The sequence below is a fragment of the Peptoniphilus asaccharolyticus DSM 20463 genome (assembly GCF_900176115.1).
In the GTDB taxonomy this organism is placed as follows: Bacteria; Bacillota; Clostridia; order Tissierellales; family Peptoniphilaceae; genus Peptoniphilus; species Peptoniphilus asaccharolyticus.
Map to the genome: position 1 here is coordinate 543747 of NZ_FWWR01000009.1, position 21299 is coordinate 565045.

General features: G+C 30.5%; 21 protein-coding genes and 1 tRNA gene. 2 read left to right on the forward strand and 20 right to left on the reverse strand.

What is annotated here, in order from left to right; all coding sequences use genetic code 11:
- Positions 1 to 8: 8 nt before the first annotated feature.
- The 4 genes from rpsP to B8869_RS03325 form a co-directional block, all read right to left on the reverse strand.
- Positions 9 to 296, reverse strand: coding sequence for a 30S ribosomal protein S16 (gene rpsP, locus B8869_RS03310; protein WP_004821669.1), 288 nt, complete (start codon positions 294 to 296; stop codon positions 9 to 11).
- Positions 297 to 344: 48 nt separating this feature from the next.
- Positions 345 to 1682, reverse strand: coding sequence for a signal recognition particle protein (gene ffh, locus B8869_RS03315; protein WP_084230308.1), 1338 nt, complete (start codon positions 1680 to 1682; stop codon positions 345 to 347).
- A complete protein-coding gene (gene ylxM, locus B8869_RS03320; RefSeq protein WP_084231050.1) occupies positions 1672 to 2040 on the reverse strand; it encodes a YlxM family DNA-binding protein in 369 nt (122 codons plus the stop codon). Before ylxM ends, ffh begins: the two co-directional genes overlap by 11 nt.
- 176 nt (positions 2041 to 2216) lie before the next feature.
- Positions 2217 to 3149, reverse strand: coding sequence for an IS30 family transposase (locus tag B8869_RS03325; protein ID WP_234989806.1), 933 nt, complete (start codon positions 3147 to 3149; stop codon positions 2217 to 2219).
- Between the two features lie 233 nt (positions 3150 to 3382).
- Here B8869_RS03325 and B8869_RS03330 point away from each other — a divergent pair, with 233 nt between their 5' ends.
- Both B8869_RS03330 and B8869_RS03335 read left to right on the forward strand, forming a co-directional pair.
- Entirely contained in the window at positions 3383 to 3586 is a 204-nt protein-coding gene (locus tag B8869_RS03330; protein ID WP_084230309.1) for a hypothetical protein, read from the forward strand.
- Positions 3550 to 4578: an ISL3 family transposase gene (locus B8869_RS03335; RefSeq protein WP_234989807.1), complete on the forward strand. Its 1029-nt coding sequence runs from the start codon at positions 3550 to 3552 to the stop codon at positions 4576 to 4578. The genes B8869_RS03330 and B8869_RS03335 overlap by 37 nt, the downstream gene beginning before the upstream one ends.
- Positions 4579 to 4839: 261 nt before the next feature.
- Here the strand turns inward: B8869_RS03335 and alr are convergent, their stop codons facing one another.
- The 16 genes from alr to B8869_RS03415 all read right to left on the reverse strand — a co-directional run bounded on the left by alr (position 4840) and on the right by B8869_RS03415 (position 21291).
- Positions 4840 to 5997: an alanine racemase gene (gene alr / locus B8869_RS03340; RefSeq protein WP_084230311.1), complete on the reverse strand. Its 1158-nt coding sequence runs from the start codon at positions 5995 to 5997 to the stop codon at positions 4840 to 4842.
- A 13-nt stretch (positions 5998 to 6010) separates the two neighbouring features.
- Positions 6011 to 7357, reverse strand: a complete 1347-nt coding sequence (ftsY, locus tag B8869_RS03345) for a signal recognition particle-docking protein FtsY (RefSeq protein WP_084230312.1) — start codon at positions 7355 to 7357, stop codon at positions 6011 to 6013.
- Positions 7358 to 7366: 9 nt separating this feature from the next.
- Positions 7367 to 10879, reverse strand: a complete 3513-nt coding sequence (smc, locus tag B8869_RS03350) for a chromosome segregation protein SMC (protein ID WP_084230313.1) — start codon at positions 10877 to 10879, stop codon at positions 7367 to 7369.
- The gene (locus B8869_RS03355) at positions 10880 to 11917 is read right to left on the reverse strand and encodes an elongator complex protein 3 (protein WP_084230314.1); all 1038 of its coding nucleotides are present in this window, start codon (positions 11915 to 11917) and stop codon (positions 10880 to 10882) included. It lies immediately after the preceding gene.
- Entirely contained in the window at positions 11910 to 12140 is a 231-nt protein-coding gene (locus B8869_RS03360) for a putative dsRNA-binding protein (protein ID WP_084230315.1), read from the reverse strand. Before B8869_RS03360 ends, B8869_RS03355 begins: the two co-directional genes overlap by 8 nt.
- 33 nt (positions 12141 to 12173) lie before the next feature.
- Positions 12174 to 13160, reverse strand: a complete 987-nt coding sequence (locus B8869_RS03365; protein ID WP_084229742.1) for an IS30 family transposase — start codon at positions 13158 to 13160, stop codon at positions 12174 to 12176.
- A 97-nt stretch (positions 13161 to 13257) separates the two neighbouring features.
- Positions 13258 to 13737, reverse strand: a complete 480-nt coding sequence (locus B8869_RS03370) for a ribonuclease III family protein (RefSeq protein WP_084230316.1) — start codon at positions 13735 to 13737, stop codon at positions 13258 to 13260.
- Positions 13727 to 13960, reverse strand: a complete 234-nt coding sequence (gene acpP / locus B8869_RS03375; protein ID WP_084230317.1) for an acyl carrier protein — start codon at positions 13958 to 13960, stop codon at positions 13727 to 13729. Before acpP ends, B8869_RS03370 begins: the two co-directional genes overlap by 11 nt.
- A gap of 4 nt (positions 13961 to 13964) precedes the next feature.
- Positions 13965 to 14939: a phosphate acyltransferase PlsX gene (plsX, locus tag B8869_RS03380; RefSeq protein WP_084230318.1), complete on the reverse strand. Its 975-nt coding sequence runs from the start codon at positions 14937 to 14939 to the stop codon at positions 13965 to 13967.
- Positions 14940 to 15095: 156 nt separating this feature from the next.
- Positions 15096 to 15171, reverse strand: a tRNA-Trp gene (locus tag B8869_RS03385).
- A gap of 104 nt (positions 15172 to 15275) precedes the next feature.
- Entirely contained in the window at positions 15276 to 16586 is a 1311-nt protein-coding gene (gene rph / locus B8869_RS03390; protein WP_084230319.1) for a ribonuclease PH, read from the reverse strand.
- A 91-nt stretch (positions 16587 to 16677) separates the two neighbouring features.
- Positions 16678 to 17964: an N-acetylmuramoyl-L-alanine amidase gene (locus B8869_RS03395; RefSeq protein ID WP_084230320.1), complete on the reverse strand. Its 1287-nt coding sequence runs from the start codon at positions 17962 to 17964 to the stop codon at positions 16678 to 16680.
- 56 nt (positions 17965 to 18020) lie between these two features.
- Complete coding sequence (locus B8869_RS03400; protein WP_084230321.1) at positions 18021 to 18998, reverse strand: AIR synthase related protein; 978 nt, start codon at positions 18996 to 18998, stop codon at positions 18021 to 18023.
- Positions 18999 to 20228 (reverse strand): hypothetical protein, encoded by a 1230-nt coding sequence (locus tag B8869_RS03405; RefSeq protein ID WP_084230322.1) that lies wholly within the window; start codon positions 20226 to 20228, stop codon positions 18999 to 19001.
- Positions 20225 to 20917: a prepilin peptidase gene (locus B8869_RS03410; RefSeq protein ID WP_084230323.1), complete on the reverse strand. Its 693-nt coding sequence runs from the start codon at positions 20915 to 20917 to the stop codon at positions 20225 to 20227. Before B8869_RS03410 ends, B8869_RS03405 begins: the two co-directional genes overlap by 4 nt.
- A complete protein-coding gene (locus B8869_RS03415; protein WP_084230324.1) occupies positions 20914 to 21291 on the reverse strand; it encodes a competence type IV pilus major pilin ComGC in 378 nt (125 codons plus the stop codon). Before B8869_RS03415 ends, B8869_RS03410 begins: the two co-directional genes overlap by 4 nt.
- Positions 21292 to 21299 lie beyond the last annotated feature (8 nt).

Here is a 21299-nt window from a genome sequence, read left to right on the forward strand (position 1 = left end):
ATCAGAGATTACTCTGCATCTACTTTTGCTTCTTCTGAAACATTCTTTTTTTCTGCGTAAATGCTGTTTTCTCTAAATAGTCTGTCCACTGTATCAGTAGGCTTAGCACCATTTGCTATCCAGCTGTTTACTCTTTCTGCATCAACAACTACTTTTTTAGGTTCAGTTAAAGGATTGTAATAACCAATTTCCTCTATGAACTTACCATCTCTCGGACTACGAGAATCAGCTACAACTATTCTATAAAAAGGAGATTTTTTTGCTCCCATTCTTCTTAGTCTTATTTTAACTGCCATAATTCACCTCCATAATCAAATTAAATTTATATAAATAAATTTTTAGCACTAAAACGGAAAAGGCATTCTAAACTTTTTCTTTTTCATTGTTTTGCCCATATTTCCAAATTGCTTCATCATCTTCTTAATTTCTTTAAACTGTTTTAAAAGCCTATTTACTTCAACAGCATCTGTACCGCTACCAGCTGCTATTCTCTTTCTTCTGGAAGAATCTATTATTTCAGGTTTTGTTCTTTCTTCCTTGGTCATAGACTTTATAATAGCTTCTACTCTGGAAAATTCTTTCCCATCGAAATTAATATCTTTTAAAGCTTTACTATTTACTCCCGGTATCATTCCTATTAAATCTTCAAGTGGACCCATATTTCTCATTTGTTCCATTTGATCTAGAAAATCATCCAAAGTAAAAGTTTGTGTTCTTAATTTTTCTTCAAGTTCTTTAGCTTTTTTCTCATCAACATTAGCTTGAGCTTTTTCTATTAAAGAAAGAACATCACCCATCCCTAAAATTCTTGAAGCCATTCTGTCTGGATGAAAAACTTCCAATTGGTCTAATTTTTCTCCCATGGCAATGTATTTTATAGGAACATCAGTAACCGCTCTTATTGATAAGGCAGCTCCGCCTCGAGTGTCGCCGTCTAATTTGGTAAGAACAACACCAGTTAGTTTAAGCAATTTATCAAAAGATTCTGCAACGTTAACTGCATCTTGTCCTGTCATAGAATCAAGCACTAGTAAAATTTCGGAAGGATTAGTCCATTTATCAATTTCCTTTAGCTCTTCCATCAATTCTTCATCTATGTGAAGTCTACCAGCAGTATCTATGATGACCACATCGTTTTGATTTTTCTTTGCGTGTTCTAATGCCGCCTTAGCTATATCAACAGGGCTTATTTTATCTCCCATTGTATAAACCGGAACATCAACACTCTCTCCGACCACTTGCAACTGTTTAATTGCAGCAGGTCTATATACATCACAAGCTACTAATAAAGGTCTGTTTCCTGATTTTTTTATTAATCTTGCAAGTTTTGCCGAAGTAGTTGTCTTACCAGCACCTTGAAGACCACACATCATGATTACCGTAGGCTTCTTTGATAAATCAATTTTAGCCTCTCCAGTTCCCATCATGTTCTTTAATTCTTCATTTACAATCTTTATTACTTGTTGACCAGGAGTTAAGCTTTCAAGAACATCTTGTCCTAAAGAACGTTCTTTAACTTTTTTGATGAAGTCTTTAACTACTTTGAAATTTACATCCGCTTCTAAAAGTGCGAGTTTTACCTCACGCATAGCAGCGTCTATATCTTTCTCGGTGAGTCTACCCTTTCCTGTCAATTTTGACAATGTATTCTGTAATTTCTCGGAAAGTGATTCAAATACCATTTTGAACCTCCTCATCATTTATTAAGGTAACAATTTTATCAAATATTTCTAAATCCAAATTTGTAGAACTATTCTTTAGATCTTCTAATAAACTCAATAATTTTTCTTTTTTGCTCAAAGAGTTATTGTAGTTTTCTACAAGACCTAATATTTTTTCATAGTGTTCTAAATTTTGTGCCGCTCTTTTTATATTGTCAGATACAGCTTGTTTAGTTATATTCAAAGTTTCTGCTATCTCATTTAAAGAAAAATCTTCTTCATAATACATTGATATAGCTTTTTCTTGCTTTTCAGTAAGTAACTTAGAATAAAAATCTAACAACATATTTACTTCGAGTACATTTTCAATTTCAATCATATTATCACCTTTTGAGTCAAGTTTTCTCATTGACCTTGTTTAGTATACATTCTATACGCTCCACTGTCAAGTTATTTTTTTGACCCAATAAAAATTTTGGCTCTATAATATCTGTTGGGGAGTAAATCTCTAACAGATATTTTTATGCAGACGAATTGTCAAATCAAATGCAACACCTATGGTAAGAGACCAAAAAGTTCTTCTTTAGGTGTTTTATATTTTATACATTTTCTAGGTCTATTATTCATTAAACTTAAGTTATAATTTAATTCATCAATATTCACTTCTGATAAATCCATACCCTTAGGATAAAACTCCCTCAAAAGTCCGTTACTATTTTCATTTGTACCTTTTTGCCATGCACAATAGGGATCACAAAAATAAGTTTTGCATCCTAATTCTTTTTCTATTTTCTCAAATTCTGAAAATTCTTTACCTCTATCAAAGGTTATTGTTTTTACTAATTCTTTTGGATAATCTTTTAATGCATTTATTATTGCTGGTGTTACGCTTTCCGACTTTCTATTTTCAACTAGGATTGCTATATAATATCTAGATTTTCTTTCTGCTAAAGTTACGAAACAACATCTACTTTTCCTTTTATGATCTAATCTGCCTGATTCCACTGTATCTGCTTCCCAGTGGCCTAATTCTTGCCCTCTGTATATCTCTTTAGGTCTTTTCTTAATTGTTCTACCTTTATCATTGAATTTTCCTCTTTTTTCTGCTGGCCTTTTAAATTTAGCTTTTCTTCTCAAATTTTTCATACTAGTTTTTGGCAGCTTTTTGGCGTGTATCATTCTATATATCGTTGATGTAGATGGTAATTCATGAATCTCATTTGTGTTTCTATTTGATATTTGTTCAGGGGACCAATGTTCGTTAATCTTTACAGTTAAATAATCAATAACATCTTTAGAAAATTTACTTTTTCTATGGCAGTCTTTTCTTCTATCAATATATTTATCATTTGCCTTTATCGGAAAGTACTTAGTGTAACTTCCCCTACTAACTTTTATCTTAGATGAATTTCTTTTAATTTCTCTAGATATTGTACTAGGTGACCTTTTAAGTGCTTGTGCAATTTTCCTTATACTCATTCCTAAAATTTAAAATTGGTAAATACAAGATCTTTCTTCTATGGTAAGATGGTTATAGCTCATAGTTAATCACTCCTTTTAATATGTTTTGTTTGGTCACTTACATATTAACACAGCTGATTAGCTATGAGTTTATTTATGTTGCACTTGTTATGATAAATTATCTGCAAAAAAAATTGCACTTATACGCTTTTAGTCCTAAACTTTAAGTAACCAAAAACAAAGCTTGGAGGTGCATATAAGTGCAAAATAATAATATCATGAATTTGTTTGGTTTTAAAGATGTAGTTTTTGATAGAGTTGATGAGAGTAATAATTTTGTTAATGTTCACGCTTCTGTTTCTAAGATGTCTATTGTCCTCATTGTGGTTCTAAAAAGATCTGGGTTCATGATCATAGAATTCAAAAGATTAGGGATACTCACATCCGAGGTAAGAAATCTTTGATTTTCTTAAAGAAAACTAGATATGATTGTAAGTCTTGTGGTTCTCGTTTTGAGAGGAATCTTGATTTTATTGCCAAAGGTCATACTATGACCAATAGACTTGTTTTTGCTATTGTTTCTGAGTTTGATGAGGTGTATTCTATATCTTCTATTGCTAATAGGTATAATGTTTCTTCAAACACAGTATTAAGAATTTTAAATTGTTTAAGTGCTTCTAGAGATAGGCTATCAGAAGTATTATGTATAGACGAATTTAAAGGTGATAGTGGTAATAACAGGTATCAGACTTCTCTTCTTGATGGATCTAAACACTCTATCATAGATATCTTACCATCAAGAGATAAGAATACATTGTATGGGTACTTTGAAAAGATACCAAACAAAGAAAGAAACGAAGTAAAATTTTTTGTAAGTGATATGTCTAAAACATTTAAATCAGTTAAGAAATCATTCTTTAAAAACGCAATACATATCATAGATAGGTACCACTTCATAAGACAAGTATCCTGGGCATTAGAAAATGTTAGAAAGAGAATACAAAAGGATGTATCATCAAAGCTTAGGAAATATTTTAAAAGAAGTAAGAGTTTAATTACAAAACCTACCTCTAAGCTAACTTCAGAACAAGCTAATGAAGTATCACTTATGATTGAACTGAACAAGGAATTAAAAGAAGCATACAAGTTAAAAGAATTGTTCTACTGTGTGCCCTGTGGGTACCAGTATGTACTTAGTCAGCCAAACAAAACTAGAGCTAAAAAAGCTTTAAGAGAATGGATAAAAAGAGCAGATGAATCAAAATTAAAAGAATTTAAATCTTGTATCACTTCTTTTAATAACTGGTTTGAAGAAATATGTAATTCATTTGATTACTCTTGGTCAAATGGACCTCTTGAAGGAACTCATACAAAGATAAAAACATTAAAAAGAAATTGTTTTGGTATGAGAAATTTTGACTTGTTTAGAAAGAGAATTATGTTTTCATGTAAGTAGAGATTAGGAAAACGGGAAAATTTGCAAAACCCCTAGGGGTTTTATTTGCTATGCTTATTTTTAGTTGTTTTTTGCTATTTTAGTTTTGATATCTTTATTAGCGTCTATGTGCCCATTTTTACATAAAGAAAGAGACTCGAGTTAACGAGTCTCCCCAATATTTGACATAGAGCCAAAATTTTTTTATTCTATTTTGTGTATTTATAGAAAATAAAAAACCCTTTTCATTTATTGAATAGCTTAAATAAAAAGGGATTTGTTTTAATTTAATATTTCGTCAGTTGATTTTACTATATTACCATCTTTAATATAGACTCTACATAATCTAGGGCTTAAGTGTGTCAAGAATGGAGTGTTACATTCATCAGCAGCTTCTGAATATTCATTTATCCATATTTTTTCTGAGCCTTGCTCTCCAACTAATACAACTTCGTCTCCAACGTTGCAATCCACACCTGTAACATCAACCATAAGTTGGTCCATACATATAACGCCAACTTGTTTGCATCTCTTACCTTGAATTAGCACATCTATTTTACCTGACATAGCTCTTAATATTCCATCTGAATATCCTATAGGTATAGTTGCTATTTTAGTAGGCTTATCAGCTTTAAATACCAATCCATAGCTTACACCTTCGCCGGGTTGGATAGTTTTTACATGGGCAACCTCTGACTTTATATCAGCTATGAATTCAAGTCCAAAGTCTATGGCATCCTCTTTTCTGCCGTCGTGTGTACCGTATAAGGCTATCCCAGGTCTAACAGCATCTAAAGAATATTCCGGATGTAAAAAAACTCCACCTGTATTGTTTATATGTTTCATTCCTAATTCAATGCCCATTTCTTCCAATTTTTTTGTAAAAGTAATATAGTCATTAAATTGTTTTTCTGTAAATTCTTTATTTTCTTCAGAATCAGCAAAGTGTGAAAATATTCCTGTTATCTTTATGTTAGATAATTTTGAAATTTTACTAATTTCTTCCAAGCTTTCTCCCGTATTTTTAAAACCTAATCTATTCATTCCAGTATCTAATTTAATTTGCACATTGGTATCCATGCCTATCTTATTAGATATTTCGTTTATTTTTTTAGCAGCATCGTAACTATATACTGTTAAAGTCAGATTGTTTCTTGTTGAACTTTCATATAAGTACTCAGGAGTATACCCTAAGACTAAAATTTCTATATCCTTAAATTCACGTCTTATTCTAATCCCCTCAGAAGTTGCAGCTACAGCAAAATTAGAAATCCCCAACTCTACTAGATGTCTTACTATTTCCACATCTCCCATACTATATGCATTACTCTTCACTATGGCTATAATTTTAGTTTTCTCAGGTATGTGTTTTCTTATAGCCTCTATATTTTTTTCAAGTCTATTTAAATCTATCTCAATTCTTGATGGTCTGCTAAACATATTACATTACGCCTCACTCTAAAATGGCATCAACAAATGAATCCATTTCAAACTTTTGTAAATCTTCTATTTTTTCTCCTACTCCAACTAACTTTATAGGTATTCCCAATTCACTTTGTAGAGCTATTACAACTCCACCTTTTGCTGTACCGTCAAGTTTTGTCAGTACGATACCCGTTATTTCAGCAACTTCTTTAAATGTCTTAGCTTGGCTAAGTGCATTTTGACCTGTAGTTGCATCTAAAACTAAAAGTGTTTCTCTTTTTGCGTCTGGAAAATCTCTTGATATAATCTTATTAATTTTTTCCAACTCTTTCATAAGATTAGCTTTGTTATGAAGTCTTCCTGCAGTATCACATATCAATACATCAACTTTTCTAGACTTTGCAGCACTTATTCCATCATATATAACAGCTGCCGGATCCGCCCCTTCTGAATGGCTTATTACTTCTACATTGGCTCTATCTCCCCAAGTTTTAAGTTGGTCTATTGCAGCAGCTCTGAACGTATCTGCAGCAGCAATTAAAACACTCTTTCCTTCGGATTTTAATCTTGAAGATAACTTACCTATTGTAGTTGTCTTTCCAACTCCATTTACCCCTATAACTAATATTACTGTAGGATTTGAAGTTTCTATTGTTGAATCCAATTCAGGATTCATTATCTTCTTAATTTCACCTTTTAATAAAGGCATTACTTGGTTCGGGTCATTTACTTTTTCTTGAATTATAGTTTCTCTTAGATTATCTATTAACTTCATGGTTGTTTCCATACCAATATCAGCTGAAATTAATACATCTTCTAAGTCTTCTAACAATTCATCATCTATCTTTACATACGCTCCCAAGATAGTGTTTATTTTTACTCCCATTTCTTGTCTTGTCTTAGAAAGACCATCTTTTAATTTCTTAAATAAATTAAATTTAGGTTTTTCTTGAACTTCTTCTACAACAGGAGGTTCTTCTACAACTTCTTCAACTGTTTCTACAGTTTCTTCCTTAACTTCTTCAATTGTTTCTTGAGGTTCTGGAGTTTCGACAATAGTTTCTACAGTTGATTCTTCAGTTGATAGCTCTTCTATGCTTTCTTCTGTTTCTTCTACTACAGTTTTAGCCTCTTCTACTTCTTCTGAAACTTCTTCAAGTTCAATAGTTGATACTTCTTCCACAATCTCTTCTTCAACTATATCTTCTTGAATAAGATTTTCATCAGTTTGCTCTGTAGCTACAGTTTCTTCTGTTTGAACTTCCTCAATAGCTTCTTCAATAGATTCTTTAATTTCTTCTTCTATTTTTAAATCTTTTTCTTCGATAGTTTCACTTTTATTGCCCTTGAACTTATCTTTTATCCACTTAAACATAGTTCCCTCCTAGTCAAGTTTAACTGAAATTATCTTACTAATACCTTTTTCTTCCATAGTCACTCCGTAGAGAACATTGGCAATCTCCATAGTTAATTTCCTATGTGTAATAATTATAAATTGAATATCTTCTAATGTCATTAAATAATCTGCATATTTTTTAATGTTTGCATCATCTAATGCCGCATCAATTTCATCCAATATACAAAATGGTGCGGGTCTTACCTTTAAAAGAGCAAATAATAAAGCTACCGCAGTAAGAGCTCTCTCTCCACCGGATAATAGAGAAAGTGACTGCAATTTCTTTCCTGGTGGCTCTGCTTTTATCTCAATTCCACCTTCTAATACATTTTCTTCCAACTCTATTTTAGCTCTTCCGCCATTGAATAAAATCTTAAATATCTCTTCAAAATACTTAGAAACTTTATTAAATGTGCTAGAGAACAGGACTTTCATTTCAGATTCCAATTTAGATATTATTTCTTCTATCTCTTTCTGAGACTCAAGCATGTCATCAATTTGATTTCGCGTGAACTCTAACCTCTCCACTAATAGTTTATACTCTTCAACAGCTCCAAGGTTTACAGTTCCCAATTCTTCTATTTCTCTTTTTAATTCTGAAATTTTAGATTTTGAAACCTTTATGTCTTCAACAGTTTCATCAAATTCTGAAATTCCATAAGTTTCCAATATATGTTCTCTTATGATAGAGATTCTATCTTCCAATCTCTCAATCTTTGAATTTATCTTGGCGATTTCAGCTTCTAGATAAATTCTCTTATCTTGATAGTCTTCTAAATTTTTTCTCTTTGATTTTATGTTTTCAACTAAAGTCTTTTTATTTTCTTCAAATGAGCTAACTTCTAATTCAACTTTTGATTTTAAATCAATTAGTAATTCTATTTGTATCTTTGTTTGAGATATTTTATTATTTGAAATCTCTATTTCTTCTCTTAAGTTATCTATAGTAGATTTCAAATTGTTTTTATTAACCTCTGCATTTGTCTCAGAATCATTTATAAGTTCCATCTCTCTTTGCAAAGAAAGTATCTTCGCATTTACATCATTGATATTAAGAGTAAGCTGTAATTTCTCTTCCTTTAAACCTTCTAATTCTTCTTTTAAAGTATTTAAACTACTGTCATCTAAATCCGCACTACTCTTCGCCATTTTATCATTGAAATGCTCTCTATTTTCGATTAATTCTTTAATTGTATTAAAATCTTCTTCTATCTGCTTTGCTAAATCTGTTTCTTCAACAGTGTACTTTTCAATATAGATTTGATTTGACTTTAAAGAACTATTCAAGCCAGATAAATTATTTTCTATCTTGATAATTTCTTCACTTAATCCAAGTTCTTCTCTACTTGAAGATACTATTTCTTCATCAATTGTATCTATATCAAACTTTAATTTCTGGTATTTTTCATTTAAATCAATTTTTTCTTTTGATAGTGTCTTTATAACTTTTTCTAGTTCAGCCAATTCATTTCTTCTGGAAACTATCTCCGAAGTGAATTTATTTAAACTTCCGCCAGTAACAGAACCTCCTATGTTAAAGCTATCTCCTCTAAGAGTAACTACTCTATATCTATTTCCATATTGTTTAGATATGTTAGTTCCGGAATTAAAATCTTTTACAACTAAAGTTCTTCCTAATAGATTTTTAAATATATTTCCAAATTCAGGGCTAAAATCTATGAGTTCATAGGCTAAACCAAGAACACTATCCGAGCTTGGCACATCTCCAGATGGTTTGAATTTCATACTATCCATAGGTAAAAATGTAACCCTTCCCATTTTTTGTCTATTTAAGTATTCTATTATCTCTCTTGCTGAACTCAATTTATCTACAATTACATTTTGAAGAGATGCTCCAAGAGCAACGGATATAGCCGTTTCATACTCTTTTTTAACTTTAAAATTTTCTGCTACAGGGCCTACTATTTCCTTAGAGAAGTCTCCTCTCTTAGTTACATTCATAAGACTTTTTACGCTCTTATTGTAACCTTCAAAAGAATTATTTAAATTTTTAAGTGCAGTATATTGGGCTTCTTTATGAGAAAGCTTATTTTGTAATTCTTGTAAAGAAGCATAGATTCCAGATAGAGAACCATTTAATTTTTCTTTCTGATCTTTTTTATTTCCTATACTTTCTCTAATAGATTTTAAATTCTCTTTAGTATTTGTATATTTTTCTTCAGCTGCTAATCTTAAATCTTCAATTTCACTATTGTTCGCATACAAAGTTTTTAAATTCTCTTTAATGTTACTAAGTCTTCCAGATTTTTCAGACTTCATTACATCAAGAATACTAAGTTTTGAATTAATAGCTGATAATTCATTTTCTATATTCTTAATTCCCAAGTTGTGAGAATTGATTTCTTCTTCCTTTTTATTTAACTCAAAAGTTAGATTATTTATTTTTTTCGAAAGTTGCTCACTTTCTAATTTTAAGTTGTCATTTTTTGAAATATAGTCTTCTTTTTCTTGCTTTAGTTCGACAATTCTATCATCTGCCCTTGATGATGAAGTTTCCATTTCTGTTAGAGCTAAAATACTATTGTCTAAATTTTTAGTATAGTTGTCTACCTTCACGGACATCAATTCTAATTCAGACTTTTCACGTTGTAGCTCTAATTCATGCTCTCTAAGTTTATTCTTAGCTAATTCTAACTCTTTTTCTAAACTTTCACTTTCTAGAGAAACGCTTTCTATTTCATTCTTTGAAAAGTCTATATTTTCAAGAAGTTTAGTGAGATTTTCCTCTTGGACTTTCAATTCTTCTTGGCTGGTATTTACTTTATTATTTAAGTCAACTAATTCATACGAAGCTGAACTTATTTCTAGTCTTTTTAGTTCCTTACTTTTTTCTAAGTATATAGCAGCATTTTCAGAAGCTATTTTTAAATCATCTTCCCTAGTCTCTAATTCTGATAATATGTCATTTAATCTTAAAACATTCTCTTTAGTACGTTTTAATTTCAATTCACTTTCGTGTTTTCTTAACTTATACTTTGAAACTCCAGCTGCTTCTTCAAATATCTGTCTTCTTTCGTCAGGTTTATTACTTAAAATACTATCTATTTGGCCTTGGCTTATAAGAGAATATCCATCTTTGCCTATACCTGTGTCCAAAAACAATTCTCTAATATCTTTTAATCTGCACTTAGTTCCATTGATTAAAAAATCAGACTCAAGTGAGCGATACATTCTTCTAGTTATTTGAACTTCTCTAAAATCAAGCGGGATGCTTCCATCTGAATTGTCAAATACAATGCTTACCTCTGTAAAACCAGTAGCTTTTCTCTTGTCAGTTCCCGAGAAAATAACATCTTCCATCTTATTTCCTCTAAGATTTTTTATTGAAGTTTCTCCTAAAACCCAAATGATAGCATCAGTTATGTTGCTCTTTCCACTTCCATTTGGTCCAACTATAGCTGTTATAGAGTTGTTGAAATCAATTTTTGTCTTATTTAAAAATGATTTGAACCCTTGTATGTATATGGTTTTTAAAATCATCTACTCACCAGCCTTAATGTATATCACTCTGTTCGCAAAATAAATCTTAATTTCATCTTCCAATTTTTGATCTATTTTCATTTCTATACTATCTAAATGCAATTTGTCTACAAGATATTTCTTACCAGTTCCTTTGTTACCTGCTATTAGAGAAATATTTCTGCCTGAAGCAAATATCTTTATTTTCTTTGGAGATTCTTCCTTCAATACCTCTAAAATTTGTTGCACAATTAGTTTGCTCTCCACCAATTGTCTTATTGCAGGATGAAAAGGTCCAGCCACAACATCTTTTCCAAGTTGTATGTTATCAGTTGGTTGAAGTCCAACTCTTATAACTTCTATATTATTTTTAGTGTAAATAGGCATTATTTGAGATACCCATTCAACAGCTTCCTCCACACTAAGTGGATTATATGCTCCTAAATTGTAAAGCGTTTCAAGTTCTGTGTCTTTTATGACTAAAGTCGGATAAATCCTCACAAATTTAGGTCCTATTTTCACAAACTCTCTAGCCGTAAATAAACTCTTATCTAAATCATCCCCATACAACCCAAGCATTTGTTGTAAACCTAAATTAAATCCAAAAGACCTTATGAGTTCAGCTGATTCGTAAACTGAACTTACACTATGCCCTCTTTTAGACATTCTAAGAACATCTCTATCTAAACTTTGAACTCCTAGTTCAATAGTTTTTACATTGTACTTAGATAATAGGTTCAACCTTTCCTCATCTATTGCATCTGGTCTGGTTGATAGTCTAATAGAATCAAACTTCTCTAACGAAACATACTTATTTATCGCCTTCAGTATCCATTCTTGACTATCCATGTCAATTGCAGTAAAAGACCCTCCGTAGAGGGCTATTTCAATTTTATTATTGTTTTTAAAATAAGTTGAATAAGTCTCAATGGTATTCTTAATATCTTCTTCTGTTATTGACGTTGAAATACCTGTGATTTTTCTTTGATTGCAAAACACACAGTCATTGGGACAGCCCTCATGAGGTACAAAAATTGGTATTATATTTTTTTTACTCATATATCTCTCCTAATTTTATCAAACACTCTTTAGCTGCCATCTGTTGAGCCTTCTTCTTAGACGAACCCTCACCTTTTGCAAGTAACTCTCCGTCTAAAAAAACATCATATAAAAATGTCTTATTATTGTCAGGCCCTATTTCAGCGCTCAATACATATTTAACTTTCTTATTAACTTCGTTTTGAGAATACTCTTGAAGTAAAGACTTATAATCTATATTGATCTTATTGACGAATTGTCAAATCAAATGCAACACCTATGGTAAGAGACCAAAAAGTTCTTCTTTAGGTGTTTTATATTTTATACATTTTCTAGGTCTATTATTCATTAAACTTAAGTTATAATTTAATTCATCAATATTCACTTCTGATAAATCCATACCCTTAGGATAAAACTCCCTCAAAAGTCCGTTACTATTTTCATTTGTACCTTTTTGCCATGCACAATAGGGATCACAAAAATAAGTTTTGCATCCTAATTCTTTTTCTATTTTCTCAAATTCTGAAAATTCTTTACCTCTATCAAAGGTTATTGTTTTTACTAATTCTTTTGGATAATCTTTTAATGCATTTATTATTGCTGGTGTTACGCTTTCCGACTTTCTATTTTCAACTAGGATTGCTATATAATATCTAGATTTTCTTTCTGCTAAAGTTACGAAACAACATCTACTTTTCCTTTTATGATCTAATCTGCCTGATTCCACTGTATCTGCTTCCCAGTGGCCTAATTCTTGCCTTCTGTATATCTCTTTAGGTCTTTTCTTAATTGTTCTACCTTTATCATTGAATTTTCCTCTTTTTTCTGCTGGCCTTTTAAATTTAGCTTTTCTTCTCAAATTTTTCATACTAGTTTTTGGCAGCTTTTTGGCGTGTATCATTCTATATATCGTTGATGTAGATGGTAATTCATGAATCTCATTTGTGTTTCTATTTGATATTTGTTCAGGGGACCAATGTTCGTTAATCTTTACAGTTAAATAATCAATAACATCTTTAGAAAATTTACTTTTTCTATGGCAGTCTTTTCTTCTATCAATATATTTATCATTTGCCTTTATCGGAAAGTACTTAGTGTAACTTCCCCTACTAACTTTTATCTTAGATGAATTTCTTTTAATTTCTCTAGATATTGTACTAGGTGACCTTTTAAGTGCTTGTGCAATTTTCCTTATACTCATTCCTAAATTTAAAAATTGGTAAATACAAGATCTTTCTTCTATGGTAAGATGGTTATAGCTCATAGTTAATCACTCCTTTTAATATGTTTTGTTTGGTCACTTACATATTAACACAGCTGATTAGCTATGAGTTTATTTATGTTGCACTTGTTATGATAAATTATCTATTAAAAAATGCTGCTGTTAAATTTTCTCTACATAAATTTAAAACAATTTCTTTCGTTTTACAAAGCCCGGCATCAAGATATATCGCACCTATTAATGCCTCTAAAGCATCTGACATTATGGCTGCTCCATAATTCCCATCAGCTTTGAACTCTCCCTTGCCAAACCTCATAAAAGCACCTAAATCTATTTTCTTTGCAACTTTGTATAGAGCTTGTTCACTTACAACCTTACTTCTGAGCTTAGATAACTTACCTTCTCTAAAATCTAAATTATTTAAAAACAACTCCTCAGTGATTATTAACTCAAGCACAGCATCGCCTAAAAACTCTAATCTTTGATTGTTTTCGCCAAATCCAGAATTTTCATTTACATATGATGAATGCGTTAAGGCTGTTTCCAAATATTGTAGATTTTCAAATTCATATCCTATCTCAGAATACAATTTATTGATGTCTTTTTTATTAACCTTCAATGTTTAATTCTTGAGCGTAATCTATTACATCAGCAATTGTTGATAGCTCTTTTAAATGTTCTTCTTCAAGCTCAATAGAGAACTCGTCTTCAATACTCATAACAAGCTCAACTATGTCTATTGAATCAGCCCCTAAATCTTCAACAAAAGTCATTTCTTCTTCTAACTCATCTACGTCTCTTCCAAATTGATCTGCTATTAATTGTAAAATTCTTTCTCTCATTTCCTCACCTACTAAAAATTTCTTCTATTTTATCAATTATCTTTGTTTCATATGCAGACATTGCTTGTTTAGCTGCATTCTTAATTGCTTTACTATCAGAACTTCCATGTGCTTTTATTACTATTTCTTTTATTCCTAGCAATATAGCTCCACCAACCTCACTATAATCAAGTGATTTTTTAGCATTTGCCATTAAACTCCCTACTTCTTTAAGAGTTTCTTGTGATAGATTACTTTTAGCAACTAATTTTTCAAGTGCCTTTGAAACAAAATAAGCTGTACCCTCAGTATTCTTTAACATTACATTCCCTACAAAGCCATCACATACCACTAAATCACAAACGCCTAATGATATATCTCTTGCTTCAACATTTCCAACAAAATTTAATCCTGATTCTTTTAACATAGGATAAACTGCCTTAGTCAAAGAATTTCCTTTGTGTTCTTCAACTCCTACATTTAAAAGTCCTATTCTTGGATTTTCAATTCCATTGATTTTTAAATATTGATCTCCCATTTTTGCAAATTGTAGTAGCAAATCTTCGCTACAGTCCATATTTGCCCCAGAATCTATAACTAGAGTAGATCCTTTTAAATTAGGTATAGAAGTTGGTAAAACAGCTCTCTTTACATTTTCTATTCTCCCAACTATAAAAAGGCCTCCAGCTAATAATGCACCTGTACTTCCTGCAGATATAAAGGCATCATATTTTTTTTCTTTTAAAAGACTTAACCCTATAACTGTTGAAGAATTTTTCTTTTTTCTAAGTGCAAAAGCAGGTTCTTCATTGTTTTCAATATTTTCGGTCGCATTGACTATCTCTGCTGTCTCATTTAATTCATCTAACGAACTCTTTATTGCATTTTCATTCCCTATAAGGGCTATTTCTACACCAAGTTCGTTTCTAGCATCTATAGCTCCCTTTACTATTTCAAAAGGTGCATTGTCTCCTCCGTTGGCATCGAATAATATCTTCAAACTACCCCTCCATTCTAAAATAATATATAGTAAATATGATAAAAAATCAATTTCAAATTACTAAAATACAAACTTAAATTATCACACTAATTTTTAATACGTTTTAAATAAAAAAACCGCTATTCACTAAAACCTTAGTAAATAACGGTAACTATATGGCAGGGGTAGCAGGACTCGAACCCACGGCACTTGGTTTTGGAGACCAATGTTCTACCAACTGAACTATACCCCTACAACAGAATTTATTTTATCAAAAATTTACTAATGTTTCAAGCATAAATTTTTCAGTTCCTCAAATTTTGAAGAACTGAAATTTAATTTACACTGTAAACCCTCTTATTTACTTAATTCTTCTTCAATAAATTTTCTGAATTTTTTTAAAGCATTTGCTCTATGACTTATCTTATTTTTTTCTTCAGCTCCTAATTCAGCAAAAGTTTTGTCATATCCCTTTGGCATAAATATACTATCATATCCAAATCCTGCTTCACCTTTTTCAGTCTTAGTTATTTCACCTTTGCAGATACCTTCAAAAAATAATTCTTCGTCATTTTCTCCTATATATGCTATAACAGTTTTAAATTGAGCTTTTCTACTGTTTGATTTCTCTAAATTTTTCAAAAGCAATTTTCTATTTTCTTTATCGTCGTGGTCAAACTTATCATTATATCTTGCTGATCTGACTCCCGGTTCTCCATTGAGTTCATCTACAAATAACCCAGTGTCATCAGCTATAACGCAATGTTTAGTATATTTTTTCAACTCTACAGCTTTTATATGAGCATTTCCCTCTAATGTGTTTGAGTTCTCTTCTACCTCTAAATCACCACTTAATATATCTGACTTAGTTAGTATTTCAACGTCTAATCCATCTAAAATTTTCTTTATCTCTTCAACTTTATGCTCATTATCTGTAGATAAAACAATCTTTTTATTTTTCTTGCTAGCTTTTTCTTGAATTTCGAATATCTTATTAAAAGACTCTTTTGATAAATCTAAAAGCTCATTTAATTTACTAAATGAGAAAGGACTTCCTTCGGCAGTTCCTTGAATTTCAACAAATTCAAATTTATCATTTATAACTAAATTCAAATCAACATCCGCCTTTGAATCTTCTTTATAGCACAAGTCTACTAAACTTTCTCCATTTACTACTCCAACAGATAGAGCGGCTATTTTACTGATTATAGGATCTTCTTTAAAAATCCCTTTTTCTATATACTTATCAACCGCTAATCTTAAAGCTACATAAGCTCCATTTATACTAGTTGTTCTAGTACCCCCGTCAGCAGAAATTACATCGCAATCTATCCAAATAGTTCTCTCTCCTATTTTAGAAAGATCTATTGCCTGTCTTAAACTTCTACCTATTAATCTTTGTATCTCTTGACTTCTGCCATCAATTTTCCCTCTTGAAGAATCTCTAACTTTTCTTGTATCAGTTGAACCTGGTAGCATGGAATACTCACTTGAAAGCCACCCAGTATTTTTACCTTTTAAGAAAAATGGAACTTTATCTTCTATCATAGCTGTACATATGATTTTTGTATTCCCACATTCTATTAAGACAGAACCATCTGGATGATTTAGATAATTCTTTTGTATTTTTATGTTTCTCATTTCATTATTATTTCTATCTTTTCTCATATTCCCTCCAAAAAGAAAAGAGGTCGTCGACCTCTTTTTATGGAACTACAAGTTCCTCAGGCTAACCAAAACTCTATACTGGTTAACAACCTTATTTCTCTACATACTTGTCTACATAGTTATTTATACCTTGATAAACTCCCTCAACTAATTTATCTATGTACTCATCATCCTTAATTTTTTCTAACTCTTCTTCATTAGATAAAAATCCAAGTTCAACAAGTGCAGCTACAGTATTAGTCTTATTTAAAACTAAATAACTAGAACCATCTTTTGCCCCTCTATTATTAGCTCCTGTTACAGATATAACTGCTTTTTGAATCTCTTGAGCAAATGGTTTTTGCTCAACAGACTTAATACCAACTGTTTTTTCACTAGCATAGAAAGTTTCTATTCCTTTAGCTCCCGAATTCGCAGAGCAATTAAAATGTATAGATAAAAATAACTCAGCTTCAGAATCATTTGAGATTCCAGCTCTATCCAAGAGTTCTATGTACACATCACTATTTCTAGTCATTATGACTTCATAGCCCTTGTCTTTTAATTTTTCAGACAATCTTTTTGCAACTTTTAAAGTAGGTACTTTCTCCATATACCCATCTTTGCTAAGTCCACCACTATCTTTTCCACCATGACCTGCATCTAAAACTATAGTTACCTTGCCCTTTGTCTTAAGAGTTTTTGAAATATTTCTCTTTTTTTGAGGCTCTACCAGTTTTTCTTTTTTGTCAAGTTCACTCATCTGTTTTAATTCATTTTCAGACCTAAAACCATCTGTGTTTTTAGGCTTGACTATTATACCATTTTTTGTTTCATTTATGGTCAATGCTCCTGCTTTTTGTCCTGTATTTTCTTCTTTCACAGGCTCAACTATAGGTTCGGCATTTTTTGAAGTATTAACTATTGCTGTTTGTGAACTTTGATCCCAAGAAACAGAATATCCAAAAGTCTCAGATAAAAACCTTAAAGGAACCATTGTTTTAGTTTCATACTTAGGTTTTAAGTATGTTGCAAACTTAGGTATAGAATCTTTTGATATTGTGTTTTTTTCATTATTAACATAGATTACATCTGAATCTATTTTCATTTTTATAGATTGTTTTTCATTTTCTATAGTAGCACTCTTAGTTTTATTTTCCCATGATACTTTCGCACCTAAACTTTCAGTCAACTCTCTAATAGGCACAAAAGTTCTTCCATTGACAGTATAAGCACTGCAATTTGTCTTTAAAAGATTTCCATCAACTTTTACACTTACTTCGTTTACTTGCGTATTTTTATTATCAATTTTTATATTAAACATGTTATTTGCGTAACTACTCGCTGGTATAAAAATAGAAATAATAAACACCCATAATAGAATTAGTTTATATTTCATAAATCCTCCTTACTCTATAATTTATACCATTTATCAACTATTTTTTCAAATATTACTTACACCACTTTATAAAGTTCGTCCACTGTAGTGTTTGTTATAAACTCTACTTCATCTGAAACAACTTCTATATTATTTCCATCTGTGATATATCCTATCTTGGTTACTTTTATATCTTCTTCATCACATTTTGATTTAAATTTTTCAAAGTCCTCTTGAGAAAAAATCATTATAAGCGAACCGCTTGATATAAGTCTATAAGGATCCAAAGAAAGTTTATTACATATCTTGTTGCTTATTTCTTTTAAAGGAATTAAATCTTTTTTAATTATAAATTTTTTCTTTAAGAATTCACTGCTTTCCCAAAGTGCACCATATACTCCACCTTCTGTTATATCGTGCATAAATTTAACTCCAAAATTTCGTGCAATCATGGCCTCTTTAACTATTGAAATTCCATTTGCCATTTCTTCTATTTCTTTTAATTCATTATCTGATAAATTTAAAATATCTTTTTTTGCATCTGCAACTATGTAACTACCTTCCATAGCTATATATTTTGAAACGCAAACTACATCTCTATTTTCAACCCTATTTCTTTTAAGAGCCATACTCTTATTTATTTTCCCCACTACGGTTGAAGTGACAATGACTTTATTAACTGCATCTGTAATCTCTGTATGTCCACCTATGATATCTAAACCTATTTCTCTGCACTCTCTACTAGCTTCTATCATTATCTCTTCTAAATCATTTAGCTCACATGTGGGTGGCGCCAATACACTTAGAAGTATTCCAACTGGTTCGGCCCCTTCTGTAGCCACATCATTACATGAAATGTTTACAGATAGTTTGCCTATCCCACAATTTGTACCAGTTATTGGGTCAATTGAAAGCACAGCCAAATTATCTCCCAAATCTAAAACCGCTGTGTCTATGCCTATGTCAGAGTTTTTTAAAACTTCACTTCTCGATTTAAAAATATATTTAAATATATGCTCTTTTAATTCTTCATCAGTTAACTTTCCTATTTTCATTCAATCCCTCAATACTACTTCTATTTCAAAATATAAATATCCATCTTTGATAGAGCTTGAAAGTAACTTTGCATTTTTGCTTTGTCCCATTGCTCTTTTCAATATATTAGTAGAATTTGCAATTCCCTTTATATTAACTTTATCATCATAGAATCTATATTCTTCAAAAAATATTTCATCATGATTAAAGTTTTCTAACTTCTGCACTAACTTTTCAAACTTCTTATTATATTCTACATCACTATTTGAATATTTATAAGATTCTTTTTTCTTTGAATCTTTAATAGATTTTTCCTCTGCCATTTGTTTTAGTGTATTAGAAAATTCTAACCTAGCTGTGTTCTCCCTATTATTCAATATACAAAATAGTATGACATTAAATGCTATTAAAACTACAACAGCTAAAATTGAATATTTACTCTTACTACTCTTCTTCTCTATAAAATTATTTTTTAGTTTTAAATCATTTATACTTAGCTTTCTTAAATTGATTCCAAATAGATTTTCAATTGGCAAATCTCCAAAATAGATGTAGTCTTTATCTTTTAAAAATCTCTTAAGCCACGCTACCCTCTCAAACTTAAAACTTTCTAATAGTCTTTCTAATTTTTCTACTACAGCACTATCTTCACCATTAAAATTTCCATTATAAATATTAGCTATATCTTCAGCATTTAAATCATACTCTTCTAATTTTTTGGATATTTCTTTTGAAAAAATATCTTTTCTAAAATCTTTTTCAATTATCTTGGCTCTGTTTAGAGAATAATTAATATAGTTGTTTTCTGAAATTGCATCTTCAACATCAAAAATGCCCACGAGATTTAGCTTTAAAAGTTTTGCCAATTCTTTATAACTATCTAAAAATGATTTTTCTACCAATCTAACCTTTACTAAAGTTTCATCGTATTCATATGTAAAATAATAATTTTCAACACTTTCTGGTAGCAACTTCTGCAGTTCATAATGTATATAAGATTCTGTTTCATCTTTCTTTATATTGGACACATCTATTTCAAAATTTAAAAATTTAGAAGAATTTATTAAAAAAATCACATTTCCTTCAAAAGCTATACTTTCCAGTTTTTCCTTCATTAAGTAATAAACATAATTCAAATCCAATATGACCCCATTCTCTATTAGTTGAGGATATAGACATATTTCATCTTCCTTCTTACCTAACAAAAATATTTTCAAATCTTCAAATAAAAAAGCTGTATAATTTTTCATAACATCACCGTAAGAATTCCCATTACTATAAATGGACAGAAAGCCATCTTGTGTTCATCTCTTTTTTTATAAATTAGTTTCATTAATACAATGTAAACTAAAGCAAGTACAAATGTATTTCTAAACATTACAAAGCACTTGAAGTATGAATTTGAATACAATCCTCCAATAGCTCCAACCATAAAGTCTGCGTCTCCCATCATATCTAATTTATAAAATATAAAATATATACTGCCAATTAAAACTGCATTTACTATTCTAATTAGACTATCTCCAACAAACAAATTCACCAAGCTAAAAATTAGCAGAATGATTATATCTAAATAATATACCTCTTGAGTTCTTAAATCGTTTAGCGCAATGCTCATCATAAAAATAATTTGAATTACACTGATATAAAATTTATAGTTCAACCCATATTTATGGTATGCCAAAAGAAAACAAATTGGAGTTGCTATCTCATATAAAAAATTTGTAATATCTATCTTAGAATTACAATTAGAACATCTTCCCCTTAAGAATAAAAAAGATATTATCGGAATATTTTCCATAGGCTTTATATTTGCATTACATTTTTCACATTTAGATTTTCCATAGATAAAAGACTTTATATCTCTTCTTCTATAATTTAAACAAGCAAGTGTCGAACCCACCACTGCACCTAATATAAATATAAATACTTCAATCATTTTGTTACCGCAACTAAATTATCTCCCTCTACTTTCACTTCTCCCGGGCTTACAGTTACATTGCCATTATTTGCAACTGAAACTGTAAAAGAATTTTCCTTCAATGCCTTTGCCGGTTTTGGAAAATCACCTTCAAAATATGTTTTCAAATCATTTTCAGATATAGTTCCAGTTGTGTCAGGATTCTCCATCTTATACATTATCGCCGCGTTTTTTATTTCTTTAACATTTAAGTTATGTGTCGCTGCTTGAGCTGATAAATTCGACTTTGTAAATCTAGGTATGGCAATAGATACCAAAATTAAAAGTATTGCAATAACTACAACTAATTCAACTAAAGTGAAACCATTCTTTTTCTTTTTTACAATCTTCATAACTTCCT